We start from the raw sequence: 17,814 nt of genomic DNA on the forward strand, positions 1-17,814 counted from the left end.
TTTCCGGCTTTAATAACTTCGATTCCCAAATTTCTGCTCGAAACTTTCTTTCGGGAAAGAATCGTATTGAGGTAAGAACATGAGCGAATGCCAGGTCAGGGAACAACTGACTGCTGCAATGAAGGATGCCATGCGCAGCCGCGACAAGGTTCGATTGGGAACGATTCGCCTGGCTCTTTCCGAGCTTAAGCGAATAGAAGTAGACGAAAAGTCGATTGACGACACCCGCGCCCTTGCAGCACTTGACAAGATGGCCAAGCAACGCCGCGATGCCATCAACCAGTTCGAGTCTGCAGGGCGCACTGATCTGGCTGATCAGGAGAAACTGGAACTGACCATTCTTCAGGGCTTCCTGCCCTCGCAGCTCAGCACCGAAGAAATCAGCCAACTTGTCTCGGAAGCCATTCGCGAAACCGAGGCACAAAGCATGCGCGACATGGGAAAGGTCATGGGCATTATCAAGCCTAAAGTTCAAGGCCGGGCGGACATGAGTCAGGTCAGCCAGACCATCAGACAACTGCTTAACTGAGTCAGCTCTGCGCAAGTCTGCCATCAACATTGGCAACAATCACTGACAACCGTCCATTAGCGATGATAACATCAGCACTCTGTTAAGATTTCTGGTAGCGGCCTTTTCACTTCAATGGCTGGCACTCACATTTATGGGCATTTATGGCCGGACGCATCCCCCAGACATTTATTGATGACCTGCTGAACCGGCTGGACATCGTGGACGTTGTCGATAGCCGGATAAAGCTTAAGAAGACCGGTCGAAATTACTCCGCTTGCTGCCCTTTCCATCAGGAAAAAACCCCATCATTCACTGTCAGCCCGGACAAGCAGTTTTACTATTGCTTTGGCTGCGGTGCCAGCGGCAACGCCCTGGGCTTTGTCATGGATTTTGACCACCTGGACTTCCCGACAGCAGTTGATTCTCTGGCCAGCCAGGTTGGACTGGAAGTTCCCAGAGAACAGCACAGTCAAAAACGCGGCCCGGATCACAGCCCGCTTTATGAGCTGATGACCAAAGCCAACGTTTTTTTCAACGAACAATTGATTAAAGCTTCTGATGCACCCAAAGCCATTGAATACCTTAAGCAGAGAGGACTGGATGGCCAGACCTGCAAACGTTTCGGTATCGGCTTTGCCCCGCCTGGCTGGGACAACCTGAAGAATCATCTGGCAGAGAACCAGGAAAAAGAAGACCAGTTAGTTACAACCGGCATGCTGGTGGAAAAAGAAGAAACCAAAAGCCGCTATGACCGCTTCCGCGACCGAATCATGTTTCCCATTCATGATACCCGAGGTCGAATCATCGCTTTTGGTGGCCGGGTACTGGGCGACGCCAAACCCAAATACCTCAACTCACCGGAATCCCCCATTTTCCAGAAGGGACGGGAGTTATATGGACTGTATGAAGCCAAAAAGCATAATCGTCACCTTGAACGCATTCTTGTCGTCGAAGGCTACATGGATGTTGTTGCCCTGGCTCAGCAGGGCATCAACAATGCTGTCGCCACCCTGGGTACAGCAACAACCCCGGACCACATACAGAGACTTTTTAAAACCGTATCAGAAGTTGTGTTCTGCTTTGACGGCGATAATGCTGGCGGACGCGCAGCCTGGCGAGCCCTTGAATCCACTCTTCCCCATATGAAAGATGGCAATCAGGCACGTTTTCTGTTTTTACCCCAGAGCGAAGATCCGGACAGCATGGTCAGACAAGAAGGTGCCGATGCCTTTCTGGAAAGAATAAAAACCACCGCCCTCAGCCTCGACACTTTCCTGTTTCAGGAACTCAGTAACGGTATCGACCTGAATACCATGGACGGACGTTCACGACTGGCCACCGATGCACAACCTCACCTCCACAAGATTCCCGACGGTCTGTTCAAACAGATGTTGATGCAGAAACTGTCAGAGATCACTGGTTTGAATACCGATACTCTTGAAAATTATTTAAACAAAAAGAGTGAGCCTGAACCTGCCGCTGATAACGCATACGACGATTACCCTATACCTGCTGAAACCGACTATTATCCGCAAGCGCACTATGAGCCTGAGTCTGCCCAGCACTTCCAACCTCAGACGTATAGTTTTGAGCGCAAACCCTTTAAAAAGGGTTTTAAGGAAAAGAACGAACCGCCCATTCCTGCGCCATTAAAAGTGGGTCGATCTCTATATGCCATCCGGCACCTGCTTTGTAATCCTGAATTAGCGGCCAGCGTAAAAGCAATCAATGAACTGGAAGGTGACGGGCATCCTGATACACAACTGTTAATTGCTCTGATAAAAACGCTTCAGGAACAACCTAAACTGGCTACTATTGCCCTGATCGCACAATGGCATGGTACTCACCACGGCATTCGACTTCAGGAAATCGCATCGTTGGAACTTGGGCATCAGCCCAACGACCAGGAATTCCATGAAGCTATAGAACGAATCAGGGATACGGTCCGGGAGCTTGAGCACAAACAGACGGCCAACTCTCTTAAACAAACTTTATCACAGAAAAAACCCGGTCAGATAGACTCGGCACAACGCAGTGTTCTGGAAGCCCTGCTTGAAAAGAAAAAGAAAAAACTCGGTATCGAGTCCACGAACACCAGTACCAAGAAATAACGTTCTGAAAACCCGGAAAAATCCCGGACTGAACGACAAACGCCTTATTTTTTAGCAATAACTGTAAGTAAAATGTAAATTGTTTTTTATCACTTTATTTATGGCGACGCACATATTTTTAGGTATATACTTGAACTTCACTGTGCTATGTGGGAAGCCGTTATTAACCACACACCTGATTCTGAAACCGGTCTGAAACAGCCATGAGCGAAGAAGGCATCTTACTGACTCACCTGTTGTGAGAGGGTGCTTTTACGGTAAAAAGCCAAGGAAGGGGGCCCTCACCATGCGTAGTTTTTCATGGACCGTTTTTCCGGTGCCCCATCCACTGAACATCGTGCAGATCCGCGAGAGTGTACTCTTTTACACTTTATTGTGGAAAACCTCATGTTTTTTGAGCTATAATTGCCTGCTTACGTTTTTTTTCGTCCGGCACTCCACTTTCGCTGTTAAAGGGTTGATATGTCAGCTAACTCGCAACAACAATCCCGACTGAAAGAGCTTATCTCTCGCGGTAAGGAACAGGGATACCTGACTTACGCTGAGGTAAATGACCATCTTCCTGAAGACATCTCCGACCCTGACCAGGTTGAAGATATCATTCGCATGATCAATGACATGGGTATCACCGTCTACGAAACAGCGCCGGACGCCGATACCTTGTTGTTGTCAGAAGCGGACACTGATGAAGCTGCTGCCGAAGAGGCAGCAGCAGCTCTTGCAGCTGTTGAACAGGAAGCAGGCCGAACCACTGACCCTGTGCGCATGTACATGCGTGAAATGGGCACGGTCGAACTGCTGACTCGCGAAGGCGAAATCCAGATCGCCAAACGCATTGAAGAAGGGCTGCGTGAAGTCATGTCAGCCCTGGCCAGATTTCCTGGCTCGGTTCAGATTGTTCTGGACGAATATGACCGGATTATAGAAGAAGAAGGCCGCCTGACTGATCTGATCAGCGGCTATATCGATCCTGATTCCGATGAGCCTGTCGCCCCCCCCTCTCCTGCTGTCGAGAACATCGAAGAAGACTTTGACGACGATGACTCTGATGACGATGACGATGACGACGCTGGCGGTCTTGATCCGGAAGAAGCCAAAGAGCGCTTTGATCTCCTTCGCGCTGGTCATGAGAAGGTACTGAGCACTTTGGCAAAGCATGACTTTGGTTCCAAAGAAGCCAAAGCTGCAATGGATGAACTGACCACAGCTTTCATGCCTCTGAAACTGGTTCCCCGTGTTTTTGACATGCTGGTTTTCCGCATCAGGAATACTCTGGACACCATTCGGGGCAATGAGCGCGCGATCATGCAATTCTGCGTACGCCGCGCGAAAATGCCTCGCAAGATCTTCCTCAGTACTTTCCCGGGCAACGAGACCAGCCTGAAATGGATTGATGACATCACTTCTGGCAGCGCCGGCTATGCTGAAGCCATCAACCACTACCGGGATGAAATCATACGTGCCCAGAAGAAGCTGATCACTATTGAGAAAGAGTTCGGCTGTACGCTGGTCCAGATCAAGGACATCAATCGCAGAATGTCTCTGGGCGAGGCCCGCGCCCGTCGTGCCAAGAAAGAAATGGTCGAAGCCAACCTGCGTCTGGTTATTTCTATCGCCAAAAAATACACCAACCGTGGTCTGCAGTTCCTGGATCTGATTCAGGAAGGCAACATCGGTCTGATGAAAGCGGTAGACAAATTCGAATACCGTCGCGGATACAAGTTTTCGACCTACGCTACCTGGTGGATCCGTCAGGCTATCACCCGCTCCATTGCGGACCAGGCCAGAACGATTCGTATCCCGGTTCACATGATTGAAACGATCAACAAACTGAACCGTATTTCCAGACAGATGCTCCAGGAGATGGGGCGTGAACCGACTCCTGAAGAACTGGCTGTTCGCATGGAAATGCCAGAAGACAAGATCCGCAAGGTACTGAAAATCTCCAAAGAGCCTATCTCCATGGAGACACCCATCGGCGACGATGAAGACTCCCATTTGGGTGATTTTATCGAAGACGCGACCATTCAGTCACCTATCGATCGGGCTACCGGCACTGGTCTGAAAGAATCTACCCGCAACGTACTTTCTGGCCTGACGGCTCGGGAAGCGAAGGTACTACGCATGCGTTTCGGTATCGACATGAACACTGACCACACTCTGGAAGAGGTGGGCAAGCAGTTCGACGTTACCCGTGAACGTATCCGTCAGATCGAAGCCAAGGCTCTGAGAAAGCTGCGTCACCCGACGCGCTCGGATCACCTGAGGAGCTTCCTGGACGAGTAATATCTTCCAGCTCTAATGTACCAATAAAACCGTGCTTTTCACTTTTGAAAGCACGGTTTTTTTGTATCTGGCTGCCACCAACTGGTCAAGACAGGTGACCCATCGTGGGTCGCTTCAATAACAGGTGTGTCCATTTTACTGACCTATCTATGAACTTTTTGGAGCTTTTTTGCCTCTAATAATTAGACGGGTTGTATCGCAACCTCTGATCTCTCCAGAGGGAGTTGCGTAACACCAATAATGTTCTTTAAAAGGGGGATAACATTATGGATCGATTACGCGCTTTATTACTGACCATTCTGATCTATTTTCCTGTCCAGGTTTTTGCTGGAGAATTTTCACCCGGCTACTCGACGGCGTACCGCCACTTCCCAGAGCTGGTAAACGCAATTGATAAAAACTTTGATGGCCTGCTCTCCTACGATGAACTCATTGATGGCTACCATGCTCGGTATCTGAACAAAGACCTTTACCAAACCATCAGGCTTTACCTCGTTAATTTCGAGTCATGGCAAAACCCTGTCACCGTCTCATTAAGCAGGGAGAGTATTGAGCTGGCCGAACTGTCGGGGCAAGTGGCAAAGTATCACCACGAGCAAGACAACACTTTTTGGGATGCCTGGCTTGCAAAGCCGGAACGGCAACCGTTTGCCGACGCCTATAGACGACTTTTTCCCCATGGTCTGACCAGTATTACTCCGGATAATCTTCTGCAAAAGCACTTTCCAGATTGTGTTCTGATTGCCTCGCTGGCCTCAATAGCCAGCTCCGAAACCGGAAAAAGGCTAATTTTCAATTACTTTTATATCGTCGATGAACAAAGATTTGCGATTGTTTTCCCTGGGCTTCCCAGAGGTAAAGTGGTTCAATTCAGCGAAGTTGAACGCTACTCACACTTCGCCAAAACACGCGATGAAGGTATGTGGCTGGCTATGGTGGAAGCGGCTTACGCCTACCTGTCGAAATTATTCCTTAATAAAAATCGACAAAATGAACGAGCACGATTCCAGTATCATCAATATTCAGAACTATTCGGGGTACCTGAGGGACATGCTTTGGGTATACTAACGTCATCGTATATTGATTATATCTACCCGCAACTTAAGAGTAACGAGCAGATCAGGGAGCTACTCAACTCTTTGGTTAATGATGAAAAAGCAGCGACTGTCTCAGTGACTGTTACTAGTAAACCGGAAATTCTAAACCACCTGGGATTAAGGCCATTCTCCAGAATCGAATCCAAACACGCTTATAGCCTGATCGGCTATGACAAAGAAAAAGATGTTGTTTATGTCCGTGACCCTCATGGCCGGTCTGCTGCGGTTACAAACCTCTATACCATTAATCGTCATATTCAGCCTCATTCCTCAGGCAACAGCGAAGTATTTGAAGTCATAAAGAGCCTTCCCTGGGACCCTGAGTATAAACTCGCTTATGGACTGACGGAGCCTCGACTATTCCACTTCCTTAACCAAACCGTACCACAGTGGATGGACATCATAGCCGAAGGCATAATTCCTTCCGATATTTCATTATCCATATCTACTTCTGAGAGAAGCCCCATCAGGACCGGCATCATTGAAATGACCGTAGAACAGTTCGTTGATACGTTTAAGACGATGTTCATTACCCAGTGCGGCCCCTATCAATGCCCAACCAACAATAACTAAGCGCCTGACCAGTCGGATATGAACTACTCTTTGGACTTGCTGTTATCTAATGGTTAATTAGCTTGTCGAAAATCACGATCAGACCAGAAGGTGTCACGTGTAACAAGCTGCTTTTTACAGGGGTTAAGTCACGCCGACGCTTTTGCACCTCTTTGGCATTGATGCGCCGCACGAATGGGGTGGGAAATCGCTGATCGAAATCAATGAGTAAAAAAAGGAGGGGTCATGACCCGTTTAAAGTTATTTGGCCGCAAAGAAAGCATGTCGTCCGCGCCTCAAGCCCCTGGGCCAACTGGGCTTAATATGCTCAAGGTGATGAGGGAGGGGCAGCGCGATATCGTCAACACGCTGATGAGCTTGAGCAATCAGTACGGTGACATTGTGCGTTTCCGCTATGGGCTTTGGCCAGCCTGTTTGGTGACGCACCCAGACCATGTTCGTCATGTGCTTCAAACTAACAATCGTAACTATGACAAAGGCAATCCCCTCTGGGATATGTCACGCTGGTTTTTTCGTGAGGGCTTGCTGACGAGCGAAGGGGATTTTTGGCGACGGCAGCGTCGTTTGGCGCAGCCCGCCTTTCATCATAAGCGTATCGCGGCCTTTGCGGAGCTGATGGTTGAGGAAACTGTCAAGATGCTTGCGGCGTGGGCGCAAAAAGATCAAGAGGAAGAGGAAGCGGCGTTTGATGTGGCAGCGGAAATGGGACACTTGACAGCCCGCACTGTCAGCACAACCCTCTTTGGGGTAGACGTTGAAGAGCAAGCCGAGGCGATTTATCGCCAAACCTTGCTCATTAATTCTGAGATTGGCGAACGATTCCGGGCACTTTTGCCCTTGCCGCCCGTGCTGCCCACGCCGCGTGACCGTCGTTTCCGAGCGGCACAAAAAAAACTGAATGACGCCGTGGAACAAATGATCAGCAGGCATCGCCAAGACAATACAGAGCGCGGCAACTTGCTCTCGATGCTGATGCACGCCCGTGATGAAGAGACGAACGAACAGATGACCGATCAGCAACTACGCGACGAAGTGCTGATTTTTTTTACCGCTGGGACTGAGACGACAGCCAATGCCCTGGCGTGGTGCTTCTATCTGCTTTCAACACATCCCATCGTGCGCCGCCGTCTTTGGGCTGAGATAGATGAAGTTTTAGGGGGGCGACGTGCCACGATGGATGATTTGCCGAAGCTTAGTTACACGCGCATGGTCTTTCTCGAAGCGATGCGCCTCTTTCCACCCGCCTGGCTCATCTCGCGCCGCGCCGTCGCCGATGATGAAATCGCGGGCTACCACATCCCCGCCGACACGATGATCTTCACCAGTCCCTACGTGACGCACCGCCATGCCAGCTTTTGGCCAAACCCTGAAGGCTTTGAGCCAGAGCGCTTTGAAAAAGAACGCGAAATCAAACGCTTTGCTTACTTTCCCTTTGGCGGCGGCCCACGTCAGTGCATTGGCAACCAGATGGCCATGATGGAAGGCAGCCTCATCCTCGCCACCCTCTGCCAACAATACCGCCTTGACCTCGTAGCTGGCCATCCCATTGCTCTCGAGCCCCTGATCACCCTCGCCCCACGGCATGGCATTATGATGACGCGCCATCGACGGTAAAGATGACGCGAATCCCTGACCACAAATCAAGAGTATGACGGGAATCTTTGACCACCAATGAATATGCCAGATCGATTACCTACTCTATTAATGGCCAGTCTGCTGTTTTTTTCTGTCCAGGTTTTTAGCGGGCAATTCGCACCCGGCTACTCGTCGGCATACCGCTACTTCCCGGAGCTGGCAGGCGCACTTGATAAAGACTCTGATGGTCTGCTCTCCTACGATGAACTGATTGAGGGCTACCATGCCCCGTATCTGCACAAAGACCTTTACCAAACCATCAGGCTTTACCTTGTTAATTTCGAGTCATGGCAAAACCCTGTTACTGCTTCATTAAGCAGGAAGAGCATTGAACTGGCTGAACTGTCGGGGCAAGTCGCAAAGTATCATCACGAGCAGGACAACACCTTCTGGGATACCTGGCTAGCAAAGCCGAAACAAAAAGCGTTTGCAGACGTTTATAGACGACTTTTCCCCCATGGTCTTACCAGTATCACCCCGGATAACCTCCTGCAGAATGATTTTCCAGATTGTGTTCTGATCGCTACGCTGGCCTCAATAGCCAGCTCTGAAACCGGAAAAAGGTTAATATTCAATTACTTCTATCCCATTAATGAACAGACATTTAGTATTCTTTTTGAAGGTATTAGTGAGAGCATCCAGATTGAATTCAGAGAATTTAAGCACCACTCATACTTTGCCAAAACACGAGATGGTGGTATCTGGCTGGCTGTGCTGGAAGCCGCATACGCTGGCCTGTCGAAAAGTTTCATTAATAAAAATCGACATAATGACCGGGCACAATCCAAGTATCAACAATATTCAGAACTGGACGGAATCAAGGAGTCAGATGCTTTTCACACACTAATGGGATCGCATAGCAATTTAATCAACCCGCAATCTGTGACTCAGGGGCGATTAAAGGAACTACTCAACTCGTTTGTCGATAATGAAAAAGCAGCAACTGTTGCTATTAGCCCATGTAATTCAGCTCCCCTCGGGCTAAAGCCGTTCGCAAAAATTGAAAACGATCATTCCTACAGCCTGATTGGCTATGTCAAGGAAAAAGATGTTGTTTATATTCGTGACCCTTTTGGTAAGTCTGCTGCGGTTGTAAATCTCATTACCATTATTCCACATAATCAGCATCTTTCCGAAGGAGATAGCGTAATATTTGAAGCCATGGTGAACGATCCCAACCACCCTGACTACGGAGTCGCCCATATAATGACGGAGTCTGGAGTAAACAACCTCCTTAATCGACTTGACCAAAGGATTATTCACATGGAGAAAGAGACAATCAATATTAATGTTGAAAGATTCAGGCCTGCTTCTGAAAGAAGCCCTGCCAATACCGGCATCATCGAAATGAGCGTAGAGCAGCTCATTAGCACCTTTAATACCATGCATATTAGTCAGGACGGGCCGTATCAATGCCCTATAAACAATAACTAAGTACCTGGCCAGTTGGTCATTCTGCTAACAGGGATCTCCATTTCTCTGACCTGTAAATGAACTTTTTGAACTTCCTGTCATCTAAGTACCTAACCAGTTGGTTTCGCATATTCTGGTCGGCGGCTTTTTCCACCCTTCTGCGTTCCAACTCTGGTTGCGTAGCTATGGCTACGCGCCCGTCGTTGCGCCTTGAAGGATGAAAAAATCCACTCGCCAGAATATGCGAAACCAACTGGCCAGGTACTTAATGGTTAAGAAGCCGTGTCACAACCCATGACAAAACCAGAGGGCATGGCTTAACAGCAGGATGCTTATTACAGGAATTAACAGGATGGACCATTTACGTACTTTATTACTAACCAGTCTGCTCTTTTTTACTGTCCAGGTATTTAGTGGCGAATTTTCACCCGGTTACCCGTCGGCGTACCACCACTTCCCGGAGCTGGCAGGCGCACTTGATAAAGACTCTGATGGCCTGCTCTCCCACGATGAGCTGATTGAGGGCTATCATGCTCCCTATTTGAACAAAGACCTTTACCAGACCATCAGGCTTTACCTTGTTAATTTCGAGCCATGGCAAAACCCTGTTACCGCTTTATTAAGCAGGGATAGTATTGAGCTGGCTGAACTGTCAGGGCAGGTCGCAAAATATCACTACGAGCAGGACAACGGATTCTGGAACGCCTGGCTTGCCAGGCCCGAACGGCAAGCGTTTGCCAATGCCTATAGACGGCTTTTCCCCCACAGCCTGACCAGTATTACTCCCGACAATCTCCTGCAGAAACATTTTCCAGATTGTGTTCTGATTGCCTCACTGGCCTCAATTGCCAGTTCTGAAACCGGAAAAAGACTAATATTCAATTACTTCCATACGACGACGGATGAACGAACATTTGACATTGTTTTTCCGGGGATTGATGATGGCACGCTGATCCAATTCAGAGAAGTTGAGCGCTACTCACACTTTGCCGAAACACGTGATGGTGGTGTTTGGCTGGCTATGCTGGAAGCCGCTTACGCCCACCTGTCGAAACGTTTCATTAATGCAAATCGATATAATCGCCCGGCAAGATTCAAGTATCATCAATACTCAGAACTGGACGGGTTAGATGAAGAATCAGTTTTGACTGTACTGATGGGATCGCTTACCGATTTCGTCAACCCGCAACTTCAAACTCAGGAGCGATTGAAGAAGCAACTTAATTCTTTTGTCGATAATGAAAAAGCAGCCACTGTTTCCATTAGCCCACCCCATTCAGCTCCCTTGGGGCTGAGACCGTTCGCAGAAATTAGAACCGAACACGCCTACAGCCTGATTGGCTATGACAAAGAAAAAGATATTGTTTACATCCGAGACCCTGAAGGTGAGTCTGATGCAGTTGAAAATCTGATTACCATTAATCAACATACTCAGCCTCTTTCCTCAGAAAATAGCGTAATATTTGAAGTCATGAGGAGTAATCCGAGGCATTTCAGCTATGGAGTCGCTTATGGCCTGACAAAGCCGCAAGTAAAGGACCTCCTGAAACATGCTGTACCGTACATATTCGACATAACCAAAGACACAATCCCACTTAACATCGAAGGATTCAGGTCTACTTCTGAGAGAAGCCCTGCCAGTACCGGCATCATTGAAATGAACATAGGGCAGTTCATTGAAACGTTTAATGACATGTTCATTAGCCAGTGCGGGCCGTACCATTGCCCAAACAACGACAATTGACATTCCGTCTGCAGCCTTCCTGGTTCTGCCCGTCACTTCCTGACTAGAATGTCAAAGGTATCTGAAGAAACCAAGGCGTTGGAGTCTCCGCAGGGCGTTGCAAATGATGTTTTACAGACTTTGCCCTCCTTAAAATACTGGCCGAAGGTTTTGAAACCGTTATTCATAAAACGACAAAAATATACCGGTACCCTGTCTATTCTTCTGCTAAAACCTGCAACGCTGTAACCGGCAATAATAGCCTCGTCAGGCAGATTATCCTCAAAAGCCTTCCAGCCAATCCTACCATTAATCACAGGTTTCAGGTAATCAGTAGCAATACTGCCATCCTGATTGGTAGCGACGTAGCCATTTTTTCCACTGGTACCTATATATCCACAATACTTATTAGATCCCTGCCCAGCCAGTGAGCCCAGGATAAACTCTTTGTAAGGCCTTCTGGGGGAGCAAAAGTATTCATAAACATCAAGGTTGTCTCCTCTGATATCTTGTTCTGATTCCATTGCTTGCCATACAACAGGAGACTGCTTGACTGGATGGGCCTTCTTTCGTATAGGGACAAAATGGAGCATAGAGCCTGATGGGTTAGCGCCAGCTATCAGTCCTGCACATCCATATCCGCTTTTACGAACCCCATCGCTGTAATCGCTGTACCATTGGGTTCCGGGGCTGGCATCATTTTTACACAAAGCTTCATGACGCAGACGCCCAGACAGGAGTACTGTCGATGCAAAGAGTACCGGATGCCTGAGCTCTTTCCGAAATCGGTAGGAGACTCTGCCATAAGCAACATTGATCTGATAATATTTTTCGTCAGTGACCAGAATGTCTCTAGGTAGCAGAGCTTGGTCCCCCAAAGATTCCAGGAAATAATCTTTTTCTCGACTCGATAAAAGACATCCGCTGAAATTATCGTGTGTGTTGGCCAGCATACCAACGAGGGTATAGACCCCTCCGTCCCGCTCTAACTTGACTCGACAGAATCCGGTCGCTTGCCGATCATTGCAGCGGCGCTTTTTGGTTAAAGGTGCTGGCAGTGGGGAACCACACTCTACGACCGCAGTCCCGAAGGGATTGGCCCGGTTATAGGCAGTGTTTAATGGAAATAGTGCCGGCCGGAGATCACCTTCTTTAAGGTGATGGGGGTGCTTTTTTTTAAGAAAAGTCGCCCTTGCCCAAAGAAGCGTTGGCTTTTTCTTAGCGTCAGTGTAGTCATCCTCATCAACACCAAAAGGAATCAGGTTGTTCTCATCGATGATCGCTTTCTGATAATCCACTGGATCCTGTGTGCCCTGCAATGGCGCACCGGAGCTGTTGTTAATATCACTTTGACTTGATGAGGAATCCACAGGACTGCTTCTCCCAGCTTTTGACTCGCCCGACGGAAATGTCGGAGCCAAAACGGATGGAAGAAGCGTTTCATTTTTTGATTGCTTTGAATCTGAGTGCGCAAGCCCTCCCTGGCGCTGCTCAACGGCAAAAGCAATTGCACCGTGAGTCACAGCGATGGATAAGACCAGCACGGGTAGAGCCCCTAAAACTCGTTTCATGCTTAAGCTCCTCGACCATAGTTACGGTAAAACCCAGTTAAAAGCCTGTTCGTAACACTCAACAAGACGACAGTATAGTTTTTATTTCAATGATAAATAGAATATAAATGACTTATAAAAACCGATTCTTATGAGATCTGGCTCTGAGTTTGTGGGTTTAATAGCAAATTATATAAATGATTTATAAAAACTGGTTCTAATGAAGTCTGGCTTACAGCTTGGGAGTTCAGCGATTTAGCGGTGTGATAGGGAGATAATAAAACAGGGGCCACTGGCTCCTGTTTTATTAGAAAGTTACGCACTCAAGATCAGCCCTGCTGTTCTCTCGCACGCTCAACTTCTTTAATGCTCAGCTTAATACGACCACGGGAGTCAATATCCAGCACCACAACGTCGACAGCCTGGCCAACTTTCAAGTAGTCGGTCACATTCTCAACACGCTCATTGGCGATTTGAGAAATGTGCACAAGACCGTCTTTACCGGGCAAAACACTGACGAATGCACCAAAGTCAAGAATACGAGTTACTTCACCGGTGTAGATCTTGCCAATCTCGGCTTCGGCAGTAATGCCATAGACCATGTCATAAGCAGCCTTGGCTTTCTCGCTGTTCTCAGCAAAGATCTGTACCATACCGCTGTCGTCGATATCAACGGACGCACCCGTTTTATCACAGATGCTGCGAATAGTAGAACCCCCTTTACCGATCACGTCACGAATCTTGTCCGGGTCAATTTTCAGAGACATGGTCATAGGCGCATTCGGGTTCAGTTCCGTACGAGCAGAACTGATGACCTTGTTCATCTCGCCCAGGATGTGCAGGCGGGCGTGCATCGCCTGTTCCAGGGCAATCTCCATGATCTCTTCGGTAATACCGGCAATCTTGATATCCATCTGCAGGGCAGTGATACCTTCAGAAGTACCCGCTACTTTAAAGTCCATGTCACCCAGGTGGTCTTCATCACCCAGGATGTCGGTCAGAACAGCGAACTGATCACCCTCTTTAACCAGACCCATGGCGATACCGGCTACCGGCGCTTTAAGAGGCACACCTGCATCCATCAGAGCCAGGGAAGAACCACAGACTGAAGCCATGGAGCTGGAACCGTTGGATTCCGTGATCTCGGAAACAACACGGATGGTGTAAGGGAACTCTTCCTGAGCAGGCAGAACCGCCTGAACACCACGACGAGCAAGACGACCATGACCAATTTCACGACGACCAGGCGCTCCCATACGACCACACTCGCCTACAGAGTAGGAAGGAAAGTTGTAGTGCAGCATGAATGGATCTTTGACTTCACCTTCCAGATTGTCAACGATCTGAGCGTCGCGAGTCGTCCCCAGAGTGGCGGTAACGATGGCCTGGGTTTCACCGCGGGTGAACAGGGAAGAACCATGAGTCTTCTGCAGAACGCCGATCTCGACACCAATGTTACGAACCGTCCTGGTATCACGGCCATCGATACGAGGCATACCGCTGATGATGTTGCCACGTACAACATTTTTCTCCAGCTTGCCGAAGGCTTTTTCAACATCAGAAGCGTCGAAAGCACTGTTTTCTCCAGCAATCGCTTCCAGCACTTCCTGGCGCAGCGATTTAACGGCAGCAGTACGATCCTGCTTGATGGTGATCTGGTAAGCTTCACGCATTTTGCCTTCGAAGGACGCTACTTTTTCTTTCAGCTCAATGTTCTCAGCTGGCGCTTCCCACTCCCAGCGAGGCTTGCCAGCTTCCGCAGCCAGCTCTTTAACGGCCTGGATGACGGTCTGGTATTCCTGATGAGCAAATAAGACTGCTCCCAGCATTTCGTCTTCTGTCAGCTCCTGGGCTTCAGATTCAACCATCAGAACAGCGTCGTTGGTACCCGCTACTACCATGTCCAGCTCTGAAGTTTTTAGTTCTTCATAGCTTGGGTTCAGCAGATAACCTTTTTCTTCGTTGAAACCAACACGGGCAGCGCCGATAGGGCCATCGAAAGGAATACCTGATACAGCCAGAGCCGCAGAGGTAGCGACCATGGCCAGAATGTCCGGGTCGTTCTTTTTGTCAGTAGACATGACAGTACAGACAACCTGCACTTCATTCATGAACCCCTTAGGGAACAGAGGACGAATAGGACGATCGATCAAACGGGAGGTCAGAGTTTCTTTTTCGCTTGGACGGGATTCGCGCTTCAGGAAACCACCCGGTATTTTACCAGCAGCGTATGTTTTTTCCTGATAGTGCACAGAAAGCGGAAAGAAATCCTGACCTTCGTTTGCCTGCTTGGCACCCACTACGGTTGCCAAAACAGCAATATCGCCCATCTTGGCCAGGACGGCACCTGAAGCCTGACGAGCAACACGGCCAGTTTCCAGAGTGATGGTCTGATCACCGAACTGAAATGTTTTAATTACCGGATTCACAACGTTTTCCTATTGAGTGTGAATGAACCAATACAGTACCCGGTCATAGTGGCGTGACAGATGCAATTCTAAACCTTCTGGATAATGTACAGACCCCGCCTATCCAGACAGACTTGGAATTGCACCCTCTACTGACGACCAGAGTGCTGACATGCAATACCAATCGAACTTTCTAACTCCCTATTGCGCTGAAGATTTGAGCCTTAATCCTGCGTTGGCGATCGTCGCCATAGCTAAGGCTATGACTCCTCACGCCGCCTTGTCTTAAGGCTCAAATCTCCATGCTCATTGCGGGAGTTAGAAAATACGATTGGTATAAGTACCTGGTCAGGCACTTGAGAGGGGTAATCCCTCTCTTTAAAACCGTAAAAGCAATGTCGTCTTTATGGTTTTTTTAACCACAAGAAAAGTCAGAACCTTATTATACACTTATTTGCAATAAAGATTTCACAGCTTATCAGCAACACCTTGCTGCTTTTTACAACACACTGATTTTTCTTTTTTCCTGTGATCAAAAATGCAAAAACACCGCCTGCCTCACAACGGAAGCCGGCGGTGCTTTAGCTGCACAGAAATACATTTATCAGACACAAAACTGTTCAATGTATCCTGTTCAACCCTGAGTTGAACATGACAGAACAACCCAAAGTAGAATCCCGAATCCAGGTCAATAGCGAGACAGGCGCTATTAGCGACGCAGACCCAGACGCTCGATCAGGGAACGGTAACGCTCAACGTCTTTACCCTTCAGATAGTTCAGCATGCTGCGACGCTGGTTTACCATGCGAATCAGACCACGACGGGAGTGGTGATCCTTGTGGTTTGCCTTGAAGTGCCCCTGCAGACCTTCGATGTTTGCAGTCAGCAGAGCAACCTGAACTTCAGGGCTACCGCTGTCGCCTTCAGTGCGACCGAATTTCTTGATGATTTCCGCTTTCTTTTTGGCAGTCAAAGCCATTGTTTTGTACTCCAGTTAATATGCATTCACAATCAGGCAAGACCGTGCATATTTACAGCCAGCCTTCAAAGTTTAACAGCACCTGCTGTCAACCAAGCGGGGCATTCTAACACCAACTTCCAACCGGAAGCCAGTCTGTTAAAACCACCACGCCAGAAAATCTGCCTCAGTTTCCAGAATTGATCAGCCGCCTGGGAGCGACACGACCGTCTTCATCAATCTCACCAATCCCCAGGAATCGAAAGACTTCCTGCCCTTCAACCTCTTCCTGGCCATAAATACGGACATTCCCTTTGGTTGGTGCCTGAGGTACCTGAACAGGCTGCCCCTGACTGATGTAGTAGCTGCTGGTTGCCCCCAGACGGATCTGAGGCCAGTCACTGACGGAAGTATCCAACGGTAATAAGAGCTCATCCAGAGCCCTGTGACCACCGCCGTCACGAATGTCTTCGAGCTCTTCCAAAGTGTGAGACTGGTGTTCAGTATATGGACCGGCTTTAATTCTGTGAAGTTCGGCAACATGCCCCAGACAACCAAGAGCCGCACCAACATCTTCAGCCAGTGTACGGATATAGGTGCCCTTGGAACAGTCCACTTCAAGGATTAACCTGTCACCTTCAAAATCCAGCAGTTCAAGACGATAGATAGTGATTCGGCGAGACGGACGCTCAACAACAATCCCCTGACGAGCCAGCTTATAAAGGGGCTCACCATTGTACTTCAACGCTGAATACATACTGGGAACCTGATCAACCTCACCACGGAAACGATCAAGGACAGTCTCGATATCAGAGCGGGTAACATTCACCGCACGCTGCTCAACAATCTCACCTTCACGGTCACCGGTCTCCGTCTGGATACCCAGCTTTACTTCCGTCCTGTAGGACTTATCGGACTCCAGCAGATACTGTGAAAACTTGGTCGCCTCACCCAGACAGATCGGCAAAACGCCTGTGGCCAGAGGGTCAAGACTGCCGGTATGACCGGCCTTGGCTGCACCATAAAGCCGCTTGACGCGTTGCAGAACGTCATTGGAACTGGCACCTTTGGGCTTATTCACAACAACAATACCGTCCACCCTGCGGCCACGGCTACGTCTGCGTTTAGACATCCATTACTCCTCAGACTCACCCTGATGATCACTGTCACCAGAACGAGCTTTTGCAATCAGCTCACTCATATACGCCCCACGCCTCAGGCTATTGTCATAGCGGAAACGCAACTGGGGAATGCTACGTAACTTGATGGAACGGGCCAGCTGGCTGCGCAGGAATCCGGCAGCACTCTGCAGCACCTCAAGGTCCTCATCAGCGCTTTTCTGGTTACTGACGCTTTTCTGGTCGTCTACACCCAGGAAAGAAACAAAAACATCGGCAAAGGCCAGGTCGCGGGAAACTTCTACCGCACTGACAGTGACCATACCCAGACGGGGATCTTTCATCTCCAGCTGGATCAGCTGTGCCAGTTCTTTCTGAATCTGGTCCGCCACCCGCTGGGTTCGACTGTATTCTTTAGCCATTGGGGATTC

Annotated in this window: 12 protein-coding genes; 7 read left to right on the forward strand and 5 right to left on the reverse strand. The window is 48.8% G+C overall.

Annotated features, from left to right (window positions below; genetic code table 11):
* Nucleotides 1–79: 79 nt before the first annotated feature.
* The 7 genes from ACOMHB_RS21925 (at nt 80) to ACOMHB_RS21955 (ending at nt 11,370) form a co-directional block, all read left to right on the forward strand.
* Complete coding sequence (locus ACOMHB_RS21925; RefSeq protein ID WP_422135234.1) at nt 80–529, forward strand: GatB/YqeY domain-containing protein; 450 nt, start codon at nt 80–82, stop codon at nt 527–529.
* 143 nt (nt 530–672) lie between these two features.
* Nucleotides 673–2,622, forward strand: coding sequence for a DNA primase (gene dnaG / locus ACOMHB_RS21930; RefSeq protein ID WP_448218205.1), 1,950 nt, complete (start codon nt 673–675; stop codon nt 2,620–2,622).
* Nucleotides 2,623–3,084: 462 nt separating this feature from the next.
* Complete coding sequence (rpoD, locus tag ACOMHB_RS21935; RefSeq protein WP_422135236.1) at nt 3,085–4,908, forward strand: RNA polymerase sigma factor RpoD; 1,824 nt, start codon at nt 3,085–3,087, stop codon at nt 4,906–4,908.
* A 266-nt stretch (nt 4,909–5,174) separates the two neighbouring features.
* Entirely contained in the window at nt 5,175–6,578 is a 1,404-nt protein-coding gene (locus tag ACOMHB_RS21940; RefSeq protein ID WP_448218206.1) for a hypothetical protein, read from the forward strand.
* 225 nt (nt 6,579–6,803) lie between these two features.
* On the forward strand, nt 6,804–8,192 hold the full coding sequence (locus ACOMHB_RS21945) for a cytochrome P450 (RefSeq protein ID WP_448218207.1): 1,389 nt from the start codon (nt 6,804–6,806) through the stop codon (nt 8,190–8,192).
* A 57-nt stretch (nt 8,193–8,249) separates the two neighbouring features.
* Nucleotides 8,250–9,647: a calpain family cysteine peptidase gene (locus ACOMHB_RS21950; RefSeq protein ID WP_448218208.1), complete on the forward strand. Its 1,398-nt coding sequence runs from the start codon at nt 8,250–8,252 to the stop codon at nt 9,645–9,647.
* 331 nt (nt 9,648–9,978) lie between these two features.
* Nucleotides 9,979–11,370, forward strand: a complete 1,392-nt coding sequence (locus ACOMHB_RS21955; RefSeq protein WP_448218209.1) for a calpain family cysteine peptidase — start codon at nt 9,979–9,981, stop codon at nt 11,368–11,370.
* A gap of 32 nt (nt 11,371–11,402) precedes the next feature.
* Here the strand turns inward: ACOMHB_RS21955 and ACOMHB_RS21960 are convergent, their stop codons facing one another.
* The 5 genes from ACOMHB_RS21960 to rbfA all read right to left on the reverse strand — a co-directional run bounded on the left by ACOMHB_RS21960 (nt 11,403) and on the right by rbfA (nt 17,805).
* Complete coding sequence (locus tag ACOMHB_RS21960) at nt 11,403–12,920, reverse strand: hypothetical protein (protein ID WP_448218210.1); 1,518 nt, start codon at nt 12,918–12,920, stop codon at nt 11,403–11,405.
* Nucleotides 12,921–13,228: 308 nt separating this feature from the next.
* On the reverse strand, nt 13,229–15,328 hold the full coding sequence (pnp, locus tag ACOMHB_RS21965; protein WP_448218211.1) for a polyribonucleotide nucleotidyltransferase: 2,100 nt from the start codon (nt 15,326–15,328) through the stop codon (nt 13,229–13,231).
* A 688-nt stretch (nt 15,329–16,016) separates the two neighbouring features.
* The gene (rpsO, locus tag ACOMHB_RS21970; RefSeq protein ID WP_422135243.1) at nt 16,017–16,286 is read right to left on the reverse strand and encodes a 30S ribosomal protein S15; all 270 of its coding nucleotides are present in this window, start codon (nt 16,284–16,286) and stop codon (nt 16,017–16,019) included.
* A gap of 166 nt (nt 16,287–16,452) precedes the next feature.
* Nucleotides 16,453–17,397 (reverse strand): tRNA pseudouridine(55) synthase TruB, encoded by a 945-nt coding sequence (gene truB / locus ACOMHB_RS21975; protein ID WP_448218212.1) that lies wholly within the window; start codon nt 17,395–17,397, stop codon nt 16,453–16,455.
* Nucleotides 17,398–17,400: 3 nt separating this feature from the next.
* The gene (gene rbfA / locus ACOMHB_RS21980; RefSeq protein WP_448218213.1) at nt 17,401–17,805 is read right to left on the reverse strand and encodes a 30S ribosome-binding factor RbfA; all 405 of its coding nucleotides are present in this window, start codon (nt 17,803–17,805) and stop codon (nt 17,401–17,403) included.
* Between the last annotated feature and the right edge of the window lie 9 nt (nt 17,806–17,814).

This window comes from Endozoicomonas sp. 2B-B (assembly GCF_053470045.1).

Excerpts from the sequence above, each read along its gene's own strand:
- dnaG (WP_448218205.1), top strand. The coding sequence starts at position 673 with ATGGCCGGACGCATCCCCCAGACATTTATTGATGACCTGCTGAACCGG.
- ACOMHB_RS21955 (WP_448218209.1), top strand. The coding sequence starts at position 9,979 with ATGGACCATTTACGTACTTTATTACTAACCAGTCTGCTCTTTTTTACT.
- ACOMHB_RS21960 (WP_448218210.1), bottom strand. The coding sequence starts at position 12,920 with ATGAAACGAGTTTTAGGGGCTCTACCCGTGCTGGTCTTATCCATCGCT.
- ACOMHB_RS21950 (WP_448218208.1), top strand. The coding sequence starts at position 8,250 with ATGAATATGCCAGATCGATTACCTACTCTATTAATGGCCAGTCTGCTG.
- ACOMHB_RS21925 (WP_422135234.1), top strand. The coding sequence starts at position 80 with ATGAGCGAATGCCAGGTCAGGGAACAACTGACTGCTGCAATGAAGGAT.
- rpsO (WP_422135243.1), bottom strand. The coding sequence starts at position 16,286 with ATGGCTTTGACTGCCAAAAAGAAAGCGGAAATCATCAAGAAATTCGGT.
- ACOMHB_RS21940 (WP_448218206.1), top strand. The coding sequence starts at position 5,175 with ATGGATCGATTACGCGCTTTATTACTGACCATTCTGATCTATTTTCCT.
- rpoD (WP_422135236.1), top strand. The coding sequence starts at position 3,085 with ATGTCAGCTAACTCGCAACAACAATCCCGACTGAAAGAGCTTATCTCT.
- truB (WP_448218212.1), bottom strand. The coding sequence starts at position 17,397 with ATGTCTAAACGCAGACGTAGCCGTGGCCGCAGGGTGGACGGTATTGTT.
- ACOMHB_RS21945 (WP_448218207.1), top strand. The coding sequence starts at position 6,804 with ATGACCCGTTTAAAGTTATTTGGCCGCAAAGAAAGCATGTCGTCCGCG.
- rbfA (WP_448218213.1), bottom strand. The coding sequence starts at position 17,805 with ATGGCTAAAGAATACAGTCGAACCCAGCGGGTGGCGGACCAGATTCAG.